Here is a 16,854-nt window from a genome sequence, read left to right on the forward strand (position 1 = left end):
CGGCCCGTTCTGGGCGCGCCTCAATCGTAGCCCGAGACGGTCCCGGGCTGACAATTTCGACTGTAATGGACGTTCTTTAATGACTAGCTGTTTAAGAACGTCGCATGCGACTAGTTCACCTCGACAGGCTTGGCGCCGGGATAGCGGTCCTCAAAGTCCTGACGGTACTTGTTGTCATTGGTGCCCGCCACGTTGTCGCGCGACAGCGGCGCCACGATTTCGTCCTTATGGTCCGCGGGCTTTGCGTACTTTAGGCTGATCTCCCAGGCATCGCAGATCGCGTCGATGCGGTGGTCCAGGTCGTCATACAGGGCGACGATGTCTTTCCAGGAGCTGTAGTTCTTAGAGCTCATGGGGACGTCCAGGTCCTCGACGATATCGTAGTACTGTTCGATGGTGTCTTCCGTGCGCTCGGCGACATCAGCGAGATTTTGACGGGTGGTACGGTCCTCTTCCAGATAACCGCCATTGAACGCCTCTGCGCAGGCACGGACCTGGCTATCGAGATCTTCGAGCAGGTCGTAGTATTCGCTCAGGCGACGGTAGAGGTTTTGCTCGGAGAGGGTTGCTTCGCCGTCATCATCGTCGTCGTCATCGTAGAGGCTATTGGGGTCGTCGAGAGGCTTAAGGTCGTCGGCGTCGACATCATGGTGCAGCTTGGTAACCTCAGCTGTCGTTTGCGTAGCGGCGTTGTCGAAAGGCTTGATCACAAAGAAAATGACCAGGGCGATGATGATTGCCACCAGCACAACGATAACGGCGATAAGCGCCCTGGTGGCGCTCTTTTTTGCGGCGGGGGCCTGCGGTGAATCAGACGCGTACGCAGACGCCGGTTGCTGTTGGGCTGGGGTGCCCGCGACGGGTATGCGCTGCGTCGTCTCGACCGCTGCGGGGTCGGCAGCGGGGTCGGGGCGATAGGCGAGGGGGTCGTCCGGTTTGGTTTGTGGCGTATCGAGGGAGCCGGTCTGTTCAAACGCGGGTTGGCCATTGCTTGCAGTTGTTTGCTCAACGGGTGCACCGCATGAGGTGCAGAACTTGGCATCGTCTGCAAGAAGCTTGCCGCACGAGGCGCAATACCGAGACATTGCCGCTCCTTTCGTCACATTTCAAATCAATACGACGATTATACCCACCGCCCAAAAAAGCCGGTGGTTAGGGACGTTCCTTTTCGGACGGCATTTTAGGAACGTCCCTAACTGTCGCCTGGTCATTCAAGAGCGTCCCCAATGGCTAGGTGGGATTTGGGACGCGCCGAGCACTGGGGTATCATGGCTTGGTTGATATATCTGCATTTACGCGCCTTGTAGGAAGGGGCTGCGCCCATGGCTTTTGAGCCCGCTCAACATAGCTTTATCACGCTCGAGGGCGTCGACGGTGCCGGCAAGTCCACGCAGGCGCGCCTGCTTGCCCGCGCGCTCGAGCTCGCTGGCCACCAGGTTGTGAGCCTGCGCGAACCGGGCGGCACCGCCATCAGCGAAAAGATCCGTGCTCTGCTGCTCGACCCCGCCAATACGGCGATGGGCGACACCTGCGAGTTGCTGCTCTATGAGGCGGCGCGCGCCCAGTTGGTGCACGAGGTCATCGCGCCCGCCCTCGCGGCCGGCAAGGTGGTCCTGTGCGACCGCTTCTACGATTCCACAACCTGCTACCAGGCATTTGCCGACGGCCTCGATCGCCAGATGGTGCGCGATGCCAACAGCCTGGCCGTCGCGGGGACGCACCCGGCGCTCACGCTCGTCTACCACATCACGCCCGAGCAGGCGGCGTTGCGCATGGCCGCCCGTGGCGCGGCGGATCGCATGGAGGCAAAAGGCATGGCATTCCAGGAGCGTGTCTACCAGGGCTTTTGCGCAATTGCCGCCGAGGAGCCAAATCGCGTAAAGCTTATCGACGCCACCGCGCCCATCGAGGAGGTCTTCGGGAAGACGGTCGAGCAGGTTCGCGCGTACGGTCTCGACATTCCGCAAGACGCCGTCGTCGCCGCGCTTGCCAAGGAGGCCGAGTAACATGGCCCCCGCTCAGGCAAGCCTGCTGGCCAAGCTCGACACCCAACAGCGCGTGCGCGATTTTTTGACCAACGCCGTCGCCAGCGGCCGTGCATCGCACGCCTACCTGTTTTTGGGCGCTCCCGGCGCCGGCAAGCTCGATGCCGCATGGGCGCTCGCCCAGGCCTTCCTGTGCGAGCAGGACGGCTGCGGCGCATGCGACAGCTGCGTGCGCGTTGCGCGGCACACACACCCCGACGTGCACTATTACACGCCTGAGAGCGCCACGGGCTACCTCATTGCCCAGACCCGCGAGCTGCTCGACGACGTGCCGCTGGCGCCCATCCGCGCTAAGGCCAAGGTCTACATCATCGACCGTGCCGAGCAGCTGCGCGCTAACACCGCCAACGCACTGCTCAAGACACTCGAGGAGCCGCCCGAGGGCGTTATGTTTATCTTGCTGGGCACCTCGGCAGACGTGATGCTGCCCACCATCGTGAGCCGCTGCCAGTGCGTGCCGTTTCGGCTGGTGTCGCCCGCCGTGGCCGCGCGTGCCGTGAGTCGCGCGACGGGTCAGGACCTCGCGCGTTGCCGCATGGCGGTCGCCGTGGCGGGGAGCCCCACGCGCGGCATCGAGTTCCTTAAGAGTGCCGAGCGCCAGGATGCTCGCCGCCAGATGGTCCGCGCCATCGATTCTCTCATCGCTGCCGACGAGGCCGATGTGCTCAGTCGCGCCAAGTCGCTCATCGTCGCCGTCAAGGCGCCGCTCGCCGAGGTCAAGTCCACGCAGGAAAAGGTGCTCGAGCAAAACGCCGATTACCTGTCGCGTGGAGCATTGAAGCAGCTTGAGGACCGTAACAAGCGCGAACTCAACGCGCGCGAGCGTTCGGGTATCATGGAAGCGCTGGCGAGCGCACGGACGCTCATGCACGACGTGCTGCTGACACTTCAGGACGAGGCGGCCGACGTCGTGAACGAAGACGTGCGCGACACGATCGGTCGGCTTGCCGCCGCGACGAATGTTGCGGGTGCCACCCGGGCGCTCGAGGCGGTCGCGACCGCCGAGCGCAACATCGCCAGAAACGTTACTCCCCAGCTGGCTATCGAGGTCATGCTGTTCGATATCAGGAAGGCACTGAAATGCCGTTAGTCGTACCCGTTAAGTTTACCTACGCCTCGCGCGACCTGTGGTTTGACCCGCAGGATCTGGATATCCTCGAGGCCGATTATGCCATTTGCTCCACCGAGCGCGGAACCGAGATCGGCCTGGTCACGGCCGATCCCTTTGAGGTGCCGCAAGATGAGATCGGCCAGCCGCTCAAGCCCGTGCTGCGCGTGGCGAGCGACATCGACCTGCAGCTTGCCGACGACCTAGCCATCCAGGGCGACGAGGCGATGGTTGATTTCCGCCGTCTCGTCAAAGAGCTCGACCTCGAGATGAAGCCGGTCGGCGTCGAGTACCTGTTTGGCGGCGAGAAGGCCGTGTTCTACTTTGCGGCCGAGGAGCGCGTCGATTTTCGTCAGCTCGTCAAGGACCTGTCCTCGACGCTGCACATTCGCGTCGACATGCGCCAGATTGGCGTGCGCGACGAGACTCGCCTGGTGGGCGGCTATGCTCAGTGCGGACAGGAGCTCTGCTGCACGCGCTTTGGCGGACAGTTTGAGCCCGTCTCGATTCGCATGGCAAAAGAGCAGGACCTGCCGCTCAACTCGTCCAAGATCAGCGGCGTGTGCGGTCGCCTGATGTGCTGCCTGCGCTATGAGTTCGAGGCGTACAAGGACTTTAAGAGCCGTGCGCCCAAAAAGAAGACGCTCATCGATACGCCGCTCGGCAAGGCGCGCATTCAGGAATATGACACGCCGCGTGAGCAGCTGGTGCTGCGCCTGGAGAACGGCAAAGTCTTTAAGGTCAACCTAGCCGATATGACGTGCTCGGAGGGCTGCAAAAAGAAGGCCGCCGAGCAGGGCTGCAACTGCCGCCCCGACTGCGTGACGCGTGACGTGCTCGAGCGCATCGAGTCGCCCGAGATGCGCCTGGCGCTCATGGAGCTCGATCGCGAGAACGGCGTCGATGTGGGCGATGGCCTGTCGAGTGCCGATCGTCTGGCCGGCACGTCGATGCCCAAGCGCCGTCGTCGCGATGCCGATTCCGATACCCGCGCTGCTCAGAGCCAGGGCGAGGGTCGTGGCCGCGGAAAGAGCCGCGGCAAGGCCGAGGCGCCCGAGGCCGAGGGGGCGGCCGATGGCCGTCGCCGCCGCAAGCGCGCGGCGTCCGTCGACAATGGCGAGACCGCGGGCAAGAACGCTTCCCGCGAGCGCGAGGCTCAGCAGCCCCAGCAACAAAACCGCGGCGGTGGCATGAATCCCACGCGCCGTCGTCGCCGTCACCTGTCGAGCGAGGAGCGCGAGGACGCCTTCCGCGCCGCAGCCGCTCGCGAGGCCGGTGCCGCTCCCAAGGGCGCCTCGGCCTCCGATGCGCCTGCCGACAAGGCTGGCAAGCCGCGTGGCGAGGAGGAGCGCGCGCCACGTCCGCGTCGTCGCCATTCCTCGGGCGCGCAACAGAAGCCCTCAGTGCCCTCCGTGGCCGATCAGGTCTCGGATGGCGAGGTCAAGGTCACGCGCCGTCGTCCCGGAGATGGCGGGGGAGCGGCTGCTAAGGCTTCGCGTGGCGCCGCTCGCGACGAGCACGAGCCGCGCGAGGATCGCGGTGGCGAGGGCTCGGCCGACCAGGGTCAAAAGCGCCGTCGCCGTCGCCGTTCCCGCAAGCCGCGCCAGGATGGTGGCGAGGGCTCGACCCCGTCTTCGTCCGCACCACAACCGCCCGCCGGCGAATAACGCCCGCGAGCGGATTTAGCTCGCCTTGCCCCGAGCGCATCGGGGTATCATAGCGCCGAATCAACAACCCTCCCTGCGACCGAACGTAGGGAGGGTTGTGTCTTGAAGAGCCATCTGAACATATTGAGCCGTCTGCAGGGTGCCGGTGCCCTACCGTTTGCGGACGAATTACTACCGTTTGCCGAGCGGGCGGCACGCGAGGCGCTCGAGGCATTGTCGCCAACACGATGTGCTGGCTGCGAGCGCGCCGGTGCGCTTATTTGCCAAGACTGCCTGGCCGCGCTCACGCTCATCGACCCGCGGCATAGCTGCACTCGATGCGGCGCCCCGTTTGGAGACTTGCTGTGCACCGAGTGCTCGGTCGAGGGCACGTCCTCGGCAATGGCGGAGGCACTCGACCGCTGCCTGGCGTGCGCCGTCTATGCGCATCCGCTGCCGCGCATCATTAAAGCGTACAAGGATGCGGGCGAGCGACGTCTGGCTCCGTATCTGGCGGAGCTGCTCTACGACACCGCCCTGCATGCCCAGGTCGTAGCGCCCGAACGCTTAGGAGGTGTGCTGTCCGGTGCGGATGCGGTGGTGTTTGTACCCGCGACGGCGACAGCGTTTCGGCGGCGTGGTTTTGATCATATGGAGGCTATTGCGCGCCCATTTTGCGAGCTGTCGGGTGTTCCCCTGCTCGATGCTCTCGTCAAGTACGGGCATGGCGACCAGCGCGAACTCGGTCGTGAGGAGCGCCGCGAGCGTGCCCAAGGCATGTACGAGACGGTTGAGGACGTGCACGGCCGCCGCCTGCTGCTTATCGATGACGTTATCACCACGGGCGCGACGATGGCCGCGGCTTCGGCGGAACTCAAGCGCGCCGGCGCCGCAGCAGTCGATGGCCTCGCTATCGCACGCGTTTGGTAGGGGTGGTTTTGTGGCAGTAAAGATTGAGCGGTGCAACGAGCCGACAGGCGAACAGCTAGCGGCTTCCGTAATCCTAACAGGCGCCTCGGCGCTACGCATGATGCGCGCCGAGCGCCGACAAATGGGTTACATCAGCTGGAGGGACCTCGATCCCGATGAAGAGCGCCGCGTGCTGCGCACGTCGTCGCCCTCGACCGAGGACATCTATCTTCCCGACTTGGTGCGGATTGGGGCCGCAAGCGGCGAGGTGCAAGAGGATTTGTGCTTGCTGGTAGGGTCTGCAGCGCAGCGCCGCCGCATTCTTGGCGTGAGCTGGTCCGTATGCTCCGGGTTGCCCGCCGGCTCGATTCTAGAGGTGGAACCGGGGGTGTACAGTCTATCTCCCGAGGCCCTTTGCGTAGCCGTCGCACGCGAGGTCGGCTGCATCCAGGCATTTGCCCTGGCTCAGGAGCTGTGCTCTAAGATTTCGCTGAGTGACCGCGGGAAGTATCTGCCTCCCTACACCTCGCCTGTTACGAATAAACTTGCAAAGGACAAGGACCAGCCAGCAGATGTGGGCTACTTTGAGGTTGAACCGGTGCTGATGCCCGATCGTCTGGCAGATTACCTCGCGGTATGCAAGGGGAACGCGGCCAAACAACTGCAGCGTCTGTGTCCCTATCTTTCGGAAAACCTGCGCTCACCCATGGAGTGCATCATGCTCGCCCTGTTTTCGCTTCCGTTTTCCTATGGCGGATTTGCCTGCGGTCCCTTTAAGACCGACTACAAGATTGAGTTCGATGACCGCGCGCAGGCAATCTCGGGGATGCCGCATGCAGTTTGCGATGCGTATCAGGAAGCAGCCCGGTTTGACCTGGAATACAACGGTGAGCCGGGTCATTCCTCTCGAAGGGGACGCATCCACGACGAAAAACGGAACACGGGCTTGATTACTATGGGAATCGAGGTTGCGACGGTCAACAACGAAATGCTCTGTGACATGGAAGCGGTGGAGGCGCTCGCATGGCGCATGCACCAGCGTATGCGAAAGCGGTACCGGAATCGTGTCGATGCCCGCAGGAAGAAGCAAGAGGCGTTGCTTAACACGCTGCGGGCGTGTTTTGGGCTTAAACCCGCCTAACAATGCTCTGAAACAGGGGGTTGGATATATGCTCTGGCCAAAATATAGCAAATATGAGTACTGCTACAAATTCAGTAACAGTAAAATCAGGGATTTTGGGACTTGAAGATGGCGTAAATTAGAAAATTATTAAACAAATGTGGAATATCCTGGCATCAATCTGACGTTATAGAGCGTGAAAACAGCTTGCAGAGCCAAAAACTCCTGCTACTAAATTGGTAACAGTACTCATATTTGCTATTTTTTGGCCACGGCGCCCTAAGACGGGTGTGTTGGGGCTTTCCATGGGGGAGCGACGGGCTTAATCAGAGCGCGTGCGGCCCGTCCTGACCCGCAAAATCTGTGCGCACGATGCGAATGACGCCCTTAACCTTAAACTTTAGCTTGAACTTAGCTATAATGCGCTACGTTCCTACCAGGCTGTGGTTGCGGACGGACGAAATGCCCGTCCTAGTCCAAGACAGACGCGGTCAAAGGGATCCACGTAAGCGACCGCGTGCGCGCGGCGCGATCATGGCGCGTCCTAGATGTAAGCCGCACCGTCCGTTCTACTTTCTTTGGGGCAATACCGCCTCGCGGGCGAGCGGGCCAGTCGTGAAGGTGGCTGCGGCCTCCCGAGCAAACACCCCGGTGCGCAAGTGTGGGGTCAAATACCAGGTCAGCTGGTGGGAACAACCTGATATTCCGCGCAACGCACGGATCGTATACGACACAGAAGGCAGGGTAGTGGACATGGTGAGGGGCAGCTTGATGCACGCGGCTCGGTTAGGTGCTGGGACCGCAGCGGTCATCGCCGTTTTGGGCCTGAGCGGATGCGCGTTCAACCCGCTGTCTACGTTCACGACTCCCACGATCGACCAGATCGAGTACGAGACGGTCACGCCGGCGGTGTCGGACGATGCCCTGGTCACTCCCGGAACCCTGACGGTTGCCCTCGATACTTCCGATGCGCCGCAGGCCATGCAGGGCGCCGACGGCGAGCTCACGGGATATGCGGTCGACGCCGCCCGCGCCCTCGCAAGCCGCATGGGCCTTAAGGTCGCCTTTGTCGATGCGTCCTCGGCGGGTTCCGCGCTCGGCGACAAAAAGGCTGATATCTTTATCGGCGAGATCAACTCCACAGACGGGGACGTTAGCTCGCTCGGCACCTGCCTGTACGATGCCGCTTCTGTGTTCGGTAAAACCAGCGATGGTGGGTCGCTAAGCGTTTCCACCGATACCCTTAACACGTCTACCCTGGGTGTCCAGATGTCCTCGGCCTCGCAGGAGGCGCTTGCCAAGCAGAGCATTACTGCCAACCAAAAGACCTACTCCAACATCAACGAGTGCTTTGAGGCGCTCGAGTCCGGCGAGGTCGACTATGTGATCTGCGACTCCACGGTCGGCGGCTACCTTGCACGCTTGATGAGCGAGATCTCCTTTGTCGGTGCGCTCGAGGCGCCCTCGACGCTTGGTGTTGCGGGCCTCTCGTCCAATGACGAACTGTGCCGTGCCGTGAGCGATGCCCTCGACGGCATCACGGTCGACGGTACGCTCGAGGCAGTCCACTGCGTCTGGTACGGCCAGATGCCCTACGACCTCACCACTAAGGCGGTTTCGGGCGCTAACGTGCAGCCGGGCGACTCTAAGTCCAGCGAGACCACGTCCTCCGTCAGCGAGTCCTCCGATTCCAACAATGAGACCGCATCCTCCGAGGACAAATCGTCCAGTCAGGAAGGCACCATCGCTGACGACGACATTAACAAACTCAATAGCTAGTTATTGCTAGGGGTGGTGTCTCCTATACGTTGGAAATAACACCTCTTCACGGTTTCAACACGCACTGCCGGGCTTCCCCAATAGGGGAGCCCGGCTTTTTCATCCCTATAAAACCAGCAGGTCAAAGCCAATTTTCGGGATCAAATACAAATCTGTCGGCTCCCTCCTATAGCGCACTTTGCCATGGAAAAGTACGAGACTTCGGTATGCGGTATCAAGCAATCGTTATTCGGGTCTTTAGGAATCCGCGTGATTAAATGCACGGCAATGGGTACATAGCCAGTACAGTAAGTCCCCGAGGCAGATTGGAGCCACGTATGGATATCAAGGTTTCTGGACGCAAGACGACGGTAACCGATGCTCTGCGTGCGCATGTGGATGAGAAGATCGGCGAGGCGCTCAAGGTTTTCGATATCGAGCCCATGACGGTCGACGTTGTACTTCGCTATGAGAAGAACCCCTCGAACCCCAACCCGGCAATCGTTGAGGTCACGGTTCGTGCCCGCGGTTCGGTGATTCGCGTTGCCGAGCACGGTGCAGATATGTACGCCGCCATCGACCTCTCCGCCGATAAGGTCACCCGCCAGCTGCGCAAGTTCAAGACCAAGGTCGTGGACAACCGCCAGGGCGGTGCCAGCGCCGCGGATGTCGCGCCGGTCGAGCGCGTCGAGGATCTGGCCGACCTGCTGCTGCCCGAGGAGGAGGACGACCTGCTCGTCCGCGAGAAGGTTATTGACGTCACCCCGATGACCGAGGAACAGGCGCTGGTGCAGACCGATCTGCTGGGTCACGACTTCTACGTGTTTGAGAACGCGACGACCGGTCTCATCAATGTGGTGTATCACCGTAAGAATGGTGGATATGGCATCATCAAGCCCCGCATCGAAACACTTGACGAGTAAAATACGTTAACTTGCATGAGTTAACGGTTGGCGGCCATCCCATGCGGGTGGCCGCCTTTTTACGTAAGGAGTCGCTTTGATGGACAAGGCCGCATCCGCCGGTCATTCGAACCGTTGCCGCATCGTCGTCGATACCTGCTGCGACTTTAGCCCCGAGGTCGCCGCGAACCTCGATGTCGATATCCTGGGTTTTCCCTTTATTATCGATGGCGAGGAGCGCACAGACGACATCTGGTCGAGCATGAGCCCTAAGGAGTTCTACGACCGCATGCGCGCTGGTGCCCGCGTGTCCACCTCGGCTGTGTCGCTCGGTCGCTATATCGAGTTCTTTACCGAGTGCGCCAAAGAGGGTACGCCCACGGTCTACCTGTGCTTTACCTCGGCGCTGTCGTCGAGCTACAACTCCGCGTGCCAGGCGGCAGATGCCGTGCGCGCCGAGTATCCCAACTTTGAGCTCTACGTGGTCGACAACGCTCTGCCCTGCGCGACCGGCGCGCTCTTGGCGCTCGAGGCCGTGCGCCAGCGTTCGGCGGGACTGACCGCCAAACAGCTGGTCGATTGGGCAAACGAGGCAAAAACCTACGTGCACGGCTACTTTACGCTCGAGAGCTTCGACGCACTGGCTGCCGGCGGCCGCATTCCTCCCGCGGCGGCGCAGCTCACGGCAAAGCTCGACGTCAAGCCCGAGCTCTCCTACGACCTGGCCGGCTCGCTGTCGCTGATCGGCGTCAACCGCGGCCGCAAGAAGGCGCTCAAGTCCATCCTCAAGTCGTTCCGCGAGAACTACGTGCCCGATCGCACCATGCCCATCGCCATCATGACGGCCGATGCCGAAAAGGATGGTGACTGGCTCGAAGCCGCCATCCGCAAGGAGGAGGGTTGCGCCGACGTCACGATCATTCGCGGCTCCGTGGGTCCCACCATCGGCTCGCACGTGGGCCCCGGCATGGTGGGCTGCGCGTTTTGGGGTAAGAACCGCGCCGACAAGGCGTCGCTTTCCGACCGTATCGCCCGCCGCGTGCGCGGTCAGTAGGCAAGCGCTGCGTCCGTAATCGCCCTCGACTCACAGCCCAAACGCTGGCACCGAGTATTCAACCTGGTAACAACACCCAACCCAAAAGGAAAGGTTTCATGGCAAACAAGCTCTCCGTCGCATTCATTGGCACCGGAATTATGGGTGCCCCCATCGCCGGCCACATTCTGGACGCCGGCTATCCCGTCACGGTCAACAACCGCACCAAGTCCAAGGCCGCAGCGCTCGTTGAGCGCGGTGCCGTCTGGGCCGATACGCCGGCAGATGCCGCGGCGAACGCCGACGTCGTCTTTACCATGGTGGGTTATCCCTCCGAGGTCGAGGAGCTCTACCTGGCGGGCGACGGTCTGCTCGCGTGCACTAAGCCCGGCGCGGTCCTGATCGACCTCACCACGAGCTCGCCCGAGCTGGCGCGCGACATTGCCGAGGCCGCCCAGGTCTCCGGCCGCATGGCGTTTGACTGCCCCGTCACCGGCGGCGAGTCGGGAGCTATCGCCGGCACGCTTACGGCTATCGTGGGCGCCACCGAGAACGACATCGCGCCGGTCCGCGACATCCTTTCCACCTTTGCGGCAACCATCTGCTGCTTTGATGGCGCCGGCAAGGGCCAGGCTGCCAAGCTCGCCAACCAGGTGTCGCTGGGCGCCTGCATGGTCGGCATGGCAGACGCCATGGCGTTTGCCGAGCTGAGCGGCCTTGATCTTGAGAAGACCCGTCAGATGATCCTGGGCGGCACCGGTAAGTCCGGTGCCATGGAGAGCCTGGCGCCCAAGGCGCTCGACGGCGACTACAAGCCCGGCTTCATGGTCGAGCACTTCATTAAGGACCTGCGCTTGGCGCTCGCCTATGCCGACGACCGTGAGCTTGCGCTGCCCGGCGCCGACGTGGCCTTTACGCTTTACGACATGCTCGATGCCATCGGTGGCGCCAAGCTGGGCACCCAGGCCGTCACGGTCCTCTATAAGGAGGAGGCCGACGCCATCGCCGCCGGTCTGGACTGGTCGCAGTATCGTCCCGAGGAGCATGGTGCTCACGAGGAAGGCTGCGGTTGCGGCGAACATGGCGACGATCACGAGTGCGGTTGTGGCCACCACCACGACGAGGGCCACGAGTGCTGCGGCGGCCACGGCCATGATGATGGCCACGAGTGCTGCTGCGGCCACCATCACGGGGAGTAGCGCCCATGAGCTGGACGTTCGTGGTGCTTGCGCTGGCGCTCTTTCTCTTCGCGATCTACATCGGCTTTTTGTGCGGCCAGTGGGCGTGCGAAAAGCGCGTCATCACCAAGCGCGACTACTGGATTGCCAACTTTGCGGGAGCGGCGGCAGTCGTCCTGCTGACCTGGGTGTTCTCGCTGTTCCCGCTGGTGCAGTTTGCGCCGATCGGCTGGCTCGGCGGCTTTATCGCCGGCCTTAAGATGAGCTTTGGCGAGTCCGTCGGTCCGTGGCGCAAGCACGACGAGGTCTTTAACGTCAACAAGGCACACCGCGCCGCCGCCGACGCGGGCGATGCCGAGGAACGCCGCCGTGCGCGTCGTAATGGCGCTGCCGACCGACAGCTCATCTCGGTCACCGATGACAGCAAGGGTGCTGGCAAGCACGCTAAGAAATAGTAAAAAGAGGTAACTATGGCAGAAAACAAAGACGAACAGCTCACCGACGAGGAGCTGGCGCAGCTTCAGTTGGCAGAGGAGAACGAGAATGCCGTCGACCGTCTGGTCCAGGAGCTCGGCTGCCCCACGCGCCGCATCCGCCAGTTTGCCGCCCGCGTGCTGCACCTGCTCGCCGAGCGCGATCCGCAGCGCGTCGTGCCCTGCGTCACCGCGCTGATCGAGGCGCTCGACCGCCCCGAGGCTCAGACCCGCTGGGAGGCCCTCGATGCCCTGACGGCGCTTGCCACCACCTGTCCCGAGCAGCTGGGCGATGCCTTTGAGGGCGCCGAGACCGCGCTGTTCGACGAGATTTCCTCCACGCTGCGCTATGCCGCCTTCCGCCTGCTGTGCGTGTGGGGCGCCACGAGCGTCGAGCGTTCGCGCGAGGCTTGGCCCATCCTGGACGAGGCTATCCAGTGCTACCACGGCGACCTCGAGTATCGCGACATGCTCGGTTGCCTGTACGAGTTTGGCCAGGGCGAGATCGACGCCGAGGTCGCCGAGAAGCTTGCGCTGCGCCTTAAGTTCGATGCCGAGAACGGCAAGGGCAGCTATCTCAAAGCCCGTTCGAGCGAGATTTGCGAAATGCTTGTTAAACGCTTTGACCTTGATCTCTCCAAAAAGAAGAAGCGTGCTAGCGTTAAAAAATCTGACGACGCCGAAAACGAGGAGTAACAGATTATGGCGCACGATGTAGTCCTGATTCCCGGTGACGGTATCGGTCCCGAGATTACGCAGGCCATGCGCCGCGTGGTCGAGGCCACCGGTGTCCAGATCAATTGGAATGTCCAGGAGGCCTGTGCCGGCGTCATGGACGAGTTTGGCACGCCACTGCCCCAGCACGTGCTCGATGCGGTCGCCGAGACCAAGGTTGCCATCAAGGGTCCCATCACCACGCCGGTCGGCACGGGTTTCCGCAGCGTTAACGTCGCCCTGCGCAAGCACTTCGACCTGTACGCCTGCGTGCGCCCCTGCCTGTCGCAGCCGGGCGACGGATCGCGCTTTCGCGATGTCGACCTGGTCATCGTGCGCGAGAACACCGAGGACCTCTACGCTGGCATCGAGTTCGATGAGGGGGCTGCCGAGGTCGAGGAGCTCTCGCAGCTTGTCGAGCGCTCGGGTCAGAAGACCTTCGCCGCCGATTCCGCCATCTCGATCAAGCCCATCTCCATCGCCAAGAGCCGCCGCATTGTGGAGTATGCCTTTGAGTATGCCCGCCGCTGCGGCCGCAAAAAGGTGACGGCCGTGCATAAGGCCAACATCATGAAGGCGACCGACGGCCTGTTCCTGCGCGTTGCGCGCGAGGTGGCCGCCAACTATCCCGATATCGAGTTCAACGACAAGATTGTCGACGCCACTTGCATGGGCCTGGTCCAGAACCCCAACGACTTCGATGTCCTGGTGCTGCCCAACCTGTACGGCGACATCGTGAGCGACCTGTGCGCCGGCCTGGTGGGTGGCTTAGGGATGGCCCCCGGCTCCAACATCGGTGCCGACTGCGCCATCTTTGAGGCTACGCACGGCTCCGCGCCCGATATCGCTGGTCAGGATATCGCCAACCCCACGGCCGAGATCCTTTCTGCTGCGATGATGCTCGATCACCTGGGCGAGAACGACGCTGCCAATCGCATTCGCGCCGCCGTATCTGCCACGCTCGACGAGGGCGAGCAGGTTACCGGTGACGTGCGTCGTGCCCAGACCGGCTCCGTCGAGGGGGCCGTGGGCACGCAGGCCTTTGCCGATGCCGTTATCGCGCACCTGGCCTAAGGCATGCGTGCTGCAAACGCCTAAATAGTACTTAAGTGTTTGCGTATAACCTAAGAATCAATACGCCCGGCGCTCTGTCGGGCGTATTCTATTGAGGACTATGTTTCCTAACAAGGAGTAACCGATATGGGTCTGATTCAAAAGAAGGACGAGAAGGACGAGATCGACGGCATCCAGATCATCGAGCGCGGCGAAGGCCCCGACGGTGACGAGGATGAGAAGATCGATCTGGTCGCCGGTACGTCTGCCGAGCACATTGCCGCCGGTACGACGGCCGAAGAGGAGGACGCCCGACTGGAGGCTCAGATTGCCGCGGATGCCGCTGACGAGAATCTGATGCCCGAGGCCCAGGATGAGGACGACGACTCCGACTTGGACGACCACGCTTGCAAGCACAAGAAGACGATGATTGCCGCCTTTGTGGTCGCCGTCGTGATCGCTGCCGTGGTCGGCTTCTTTATCGGCAATGGCGGTTTTGGCGGCAAGGGCGTCGGCTCGGCGACCCTCACCGAGGACCAGCTCGATTCGACCGTGGCAAGCTACAGCTACAACGGCAAGAAGAGCGACATCACCGCGCGCGAGGCCATCGAGAGCCAGTACAGCCTCGACACCGTCAAGGATAGCGATGGCAACTACACCGCTCCGTCTGCCGACGTTATCCTGTCCTACGTGCGCAACAAGATCCTGCTCGATGCTGCCGAGGACGAGGGCATTACCGTCTCTTCCAAGGAGATGAAGAAGTACGCCGAGGATTCCATCGGCACCTCCGACTACAAGACCATGGCCACGCAGTACGGCGTGTCCAAGGATCAGGCCAAGCAGATTGTCCGTCAGTCCGCGACGCTGCAGAAGCTCTACAAGAAGAAGGTCGGCGACAGCTCCGCAAGCATGCCGACCGCCCCGACCGAGCCTGCTGACGGCAACGAGGAGACCGCGAGCAAGGACTACGCTGACTACATCATCAACCTTGCCGGTGACGAGTGGGATAGCGAGAAGGGCGCCTGGAAGGATGCCGACAGCACCTATGCCAAGGCCTTCGCTGACGATGCCTTTACGGCCGATAGCGCTACCTATAAGCAAGCCATGACCGCCTATTACACTGCTTATCAGCAGTATTCCTCGCAGGCTTCGAGCGCCAGCTCCAAGTGGACCGAGTATGCGAACGGCCTCTACGCCAAGGCCAACATCAGCATCTACGGCCTGTTTGCGTAAGGTTTGCCTGCACTACTGCGCGCTAACCGATCTACCTGATTGAGCCCGCTAGAACGGACAACGTTCTAGCGGGCTTTTTGCGTTGAGGGCGTGATTGACGGCTTAATTATGACTATTCATCTTTAAGCCCAAAAAGGCTATCGGCTTCATCGTCGGATATATATTCCAGTACATCGCCTGGTTGGCAGTCGAGTGCCCGGCATATCGCGTCAAGAGTTGAAAAACGTATGGCAGAAACCTTGCCCGTCTTAATGCGTGACATATTGACCTGGGAGATGCCCACGCGTTCCGCAAGCTCTTTGGATGAGATCTTGCGTTCGGCGAGCATGCGGTCAAGCCGCAGAATAATCATGGATTTCCCCTAGAGCAACTCGTCATCTTGCTTTTGCAGGATATACCCGTAGCGGAAGATGCTGGCAATCAGGCAAATAATCAGGCCTGCAAAGAGCATGGAGGGCTCGAATAACTGGCCGACGAACGCATCCGTAAAGCTGCCGCCAAATCCTGAGAGTATCATTCCCGTGATTACGGCGCCAAGAAGCCTCACGGCAACGCCGCCGATAAGGAATAAATGTCCTACTCGACGAAGTGTCTGGTTACATTCAAGGTCAAAGGGCCTGCCTTCCTTTTCAATGTTGAGGAAAAGCCTGCGCACGCTTATCGCGATGGTAAGCGCGAGGCATGTCATCAAGAGGCTCCCTATGGCAGTGTGACCATCGTGTGCGACGAGCATAAGTGGGGCCTGCGCATCGGTACCGACGATAGCAAGGCACGGCCCTTCGCCGGCTTGAAGTTCTACGGATTGGAGACACGAGCCTTGGGAGAGGCCAGGCAATATGAGTAGAAGGTCAATCGCAATGACTGCGAGGAGCCCCAGAGCGAGCGCGGTGGTAATGCAGATCGTGGCCCATTTGCAGATGCGAGCGAGCTTCCTCAGTTTGGCTACCGTCTGTTCGCGGCTGATGGTTTCATTCGATATAGATGCGTTTCGATGGACCATAACCCCTCCAATCGGCGTTTTGGATGATACTTGTATCTTATCAGAATTAATGACAAACGATAAATAATTACGGATACTGAGTATGTAATGATTGAAAACGATTAGCGTGAGCTATTAGCTCATTTTGGATGCCGGAGTTTGGCGCGTGGGGGATAAGGACAAATGCCAAAATTTCCTGTGATCGCGCAAGCGCTCCATCGGGTTCCCCTAATTCATATGGGAAAACAGCTGCAAACGATTGCAAGTAACCGGTGAACGGTCGAAAACTACCGTTCACCGATAATCTCAAAACTGGTTCTAACTGGTATTAAGTCAAAAAGACCAATTCACATATCTTCACAATGACCTGCAATTTTTCTACACGCTATTTTTAGCCGCCCTACGTTGTTTAGACACAGGAAAAGATCAGATTTTTTGCCAAAGCATTTCGAAACGGTTTCAAAACCGCAGGTAGAAGTGTTAACGACCGGTAAACGGTCGATTTATCACCGTGAGCGGTGCAAAAACGTTTTACCGTATGAATCAACGAAAGCGACCTCTTCTGGGGTGATATAGTGACAACAACACGTCACGTGGTTACTACCAGTTTAGAAACCACTGGTCTTCAAAGAACGCTTTCTAAGAAGCTTTAAGGGCGAGCGCCCGCTGGCTTCCGAAAATCATCGGACTCAGATCGTACACA

16 protein-coding genes are annotated in these 16,854 nt (G+C 60.7%); 13 read left to right on the forward strand and 3 right to left on the reverse strand.

The window, feature by feature from the left end; translation table 11 throughout:
• Positions 1 to 110: 110 nt before the first annotated feature.
• Positions 111 to 1,085 carry a zinc-ribbon domain-containing protein gene (locus ABCP74_RS07360; protein WP_343001431.1) on the reverse strand — a complete coding sequence of 325 codons (975 nt, stop codon included), beginning with the start codon at positions 1,083 to 1,085 and terminating at the stop codon, positions 111 to 113.
• Between the two features lie 237 nt (positions 1,086 to 1,322).
• Between ABCP74_RS07360 and tmk the strand changes: the two genes are divergently transcribed.
• The 13 genes from tmk to ABCP74_RS07425 all read left to right on the forward strand — a co-directional run bounded on the left by tmk (position 1,323) and on the right by ABCP74_RS07425 (position 15,172).
• On the forward strand, positions 1,323 to 2,006 hold the full coding sequence (gene tmk, locus ABCP74_RS07365; protein ID WP_343001430.1) for a dTMP kinase: 684 nt from the start codon (positions 1,323 to 1,325) through the stop codon (positions 2,004 to 2,006).
• Between the two features lies 1 nt (position 2,007).
• Positions 2,008 to 3,135 (forward strand): DNA polymerase III subunit, encoded by a 1,128-nt coding sequence (locus ABCP74_RS07370; RefSeq protein ID WP_343001428.1) that lies wholly within the window; start codon positions 2,008 to 2,010, stop codon positions 3,133 to 3,135.
• On the forward strand, positions 3,126 to 4,820 hold the full coding sequence (locus ABCP74_RS07375) for a PSP1 domain-containing protein (RefSeq protein ID WP_343011768.1): 1,695 nt from the start codon (positions 3,126 to 3,128) through the stop codon (positions 4,818 to 4,820). Before ABCP74_RS07370 ends, ABCP74_RS07375 begins: the two co-directional genes overlap by 10 nt.
• A gap of 102 nt (positions 4,821 to 4,922) precedes the next feature.
• Positions 4,923 to 5,729, forward strand: coding sequence for a double zinc ribbon domain-containing protein (locus tag ABCP74_RS07380; protein ID WP_343001425.1), 807 nt, complete (start codon positions 4,923 to 4,925; stop codon positions 5,727 to 5,729).
• 10 nt (positions 5,730 to 5,739) lie between these two features.
• Entirely contained in the window at positions 5,740 to 6,849 is a 1,110-nt protein-coding gene (locus tag ABCP74_RS07385) for a hypothetical protein (protein ID WP_343001423.1), read from the forward strand.
• 732 nt (positions 6,850 to 7,581) lie between these two features.
• Complete coding sequence (locus ABCP74_RS07390; protein WP_343001433.1) at positions 7,582 to 8,607, forward strand: substrate-binding periplasmic protein; 1,026 nt, start codon at positions 7,582 to 7,584, stop codon at positions 8,605 to 8,607.
• A 317-nt stretch (positions 8,608 to 8,924) separates the two neighbouring features.
• Positions 8,925 to 9,509 (forward strand): ribosome hibernation-promoting factor, HPF/YfiA family, encoded by a 585-nt coding sequence (gene hpf, locus ABCP74_RS07395; RefSeq protein WP_035137685.1) that lies wholly within the window; start codon positions 8,925 to 8,927, stop codon positions 9,507 to 9,509.
• A 79-nt stretch (positions 9,510 to 9,588) separates the two neighbouring features.
• Positions 9,589 to 10,542 (forward strand): DegV family protein, encoded by a 954-nt coding sequence (locus ABCP74_RS07400; RefSeq protein WP_343001421.1) that lies wholly within the window; start codon positions 9,589 to 9,591, stop codon positions 10,540 to 10,542.
• A gap of 98 nt (positions 10,543 to 10,640) precedes the next feature.
• Positions 10,641 to 11,720, forward strand: a complete 1,080-nt coding sequence (locus tag ABCP74_RS07405; protein ID WP_343001420.1) for an NAD(P)-dependent oxidoreductase — start codon at positions 10,641 to 10,643, stop codon at positions 11,718 to 11,720.
• 5 nt (positions 11,721 to 11,725) lie between these two features.
• On the forward strand, positions 11,726 to 12,154 hold the full coding sequence (locus ABCP74_RS07410; protein WP_117716283.1) for a hypothetical protein: 429 nt from the start codon (positions 11,726 to 11,728) through the stop codon (positions 12,152 to 12,154).
• 15 nt (positions 12,155 to 12,169) lie between these two features.
• Complete coding sequence (locus tag ABCP74_RS07415; RefSeq protein WP_343001419.1) at positions 12,170 to 12,868, forward strand: HEAT repeat domain-containing protein; 699 nt, start codon at positions 12,170 to 12,172, stop codon at positions 12,866 to 12,868.
• Between the two features lie 6 nt (positions 12,869 to 12,874).
• Complete coding sequence (locus ABCP74_RS07420) at positions 12,875 to 13,960, forward strand: isocitrate/isopropylmalate dehydrogenase family protein (protein WP_343001417.1); 1,086 nt, start codon at positions 12,875 to 12,877, stop codon at positions 13,958 to 13,960.
• Positions 13,961 to 14,086: 126 nt separating this feature from the next.
• Positions 14,087 to 15,172: a hypothetical protein gene (locus tag ABCP74_RS07425; protein ID WP_343001416.1), complete on the forward strand. Its 1,086-nt coding sequence runs from the start codon at positions 14,087 to 14,089 to the stop codon at positions 15,170 to 15,172.
• 112 nt (positions 15,173 to 15,284) lie between these two features.
• Here the strand turns inward: ABCP74_RS07425 and ABCP74_RS07430 are convergent, their stop codons facing one another.
• Together ABCP74_RS07430 and ABCP74_RS07435 are read right to left on the reverse strand one after the other, a co-directional pair.
• Complete coding sequence (locus ABCP74_RS07430) at positions 15,285 to 15,524, reverse strand: helix-turn-helix domain-containing protein (RefSeq protein ID WP_118388347.1); 240 nt, start codon at positions 15,522 to 15,524, stop codon at positions 15,285 to 15,287.
• A 9-nt stretch (positions 15,525 to 15,533) separates the two neighbouring features.
• Positions 15,534 to 16,172: a hypothetical protein gene (locus tag ABCP74_RS07435; protein ID WP_343001415.1), complete on the reverse strand. Its 639-nt coding sequence runs from the start codon at positions 16,170 to 16,172 to the stop codon at positions 15,534 to 15,536.
• Positions 16,173 to 16,854: the final 682 nt, after the last annotated feature.

This window comes from Collinsella aerofaciens, assembly GCF_039062315.1.
GTDB lineage: Bacteria > Actinomycetota > Coriobacteriia > Coriobacteriales > Coriobacteriaceae > Collinsella > Collinsella aerofaciens_BG.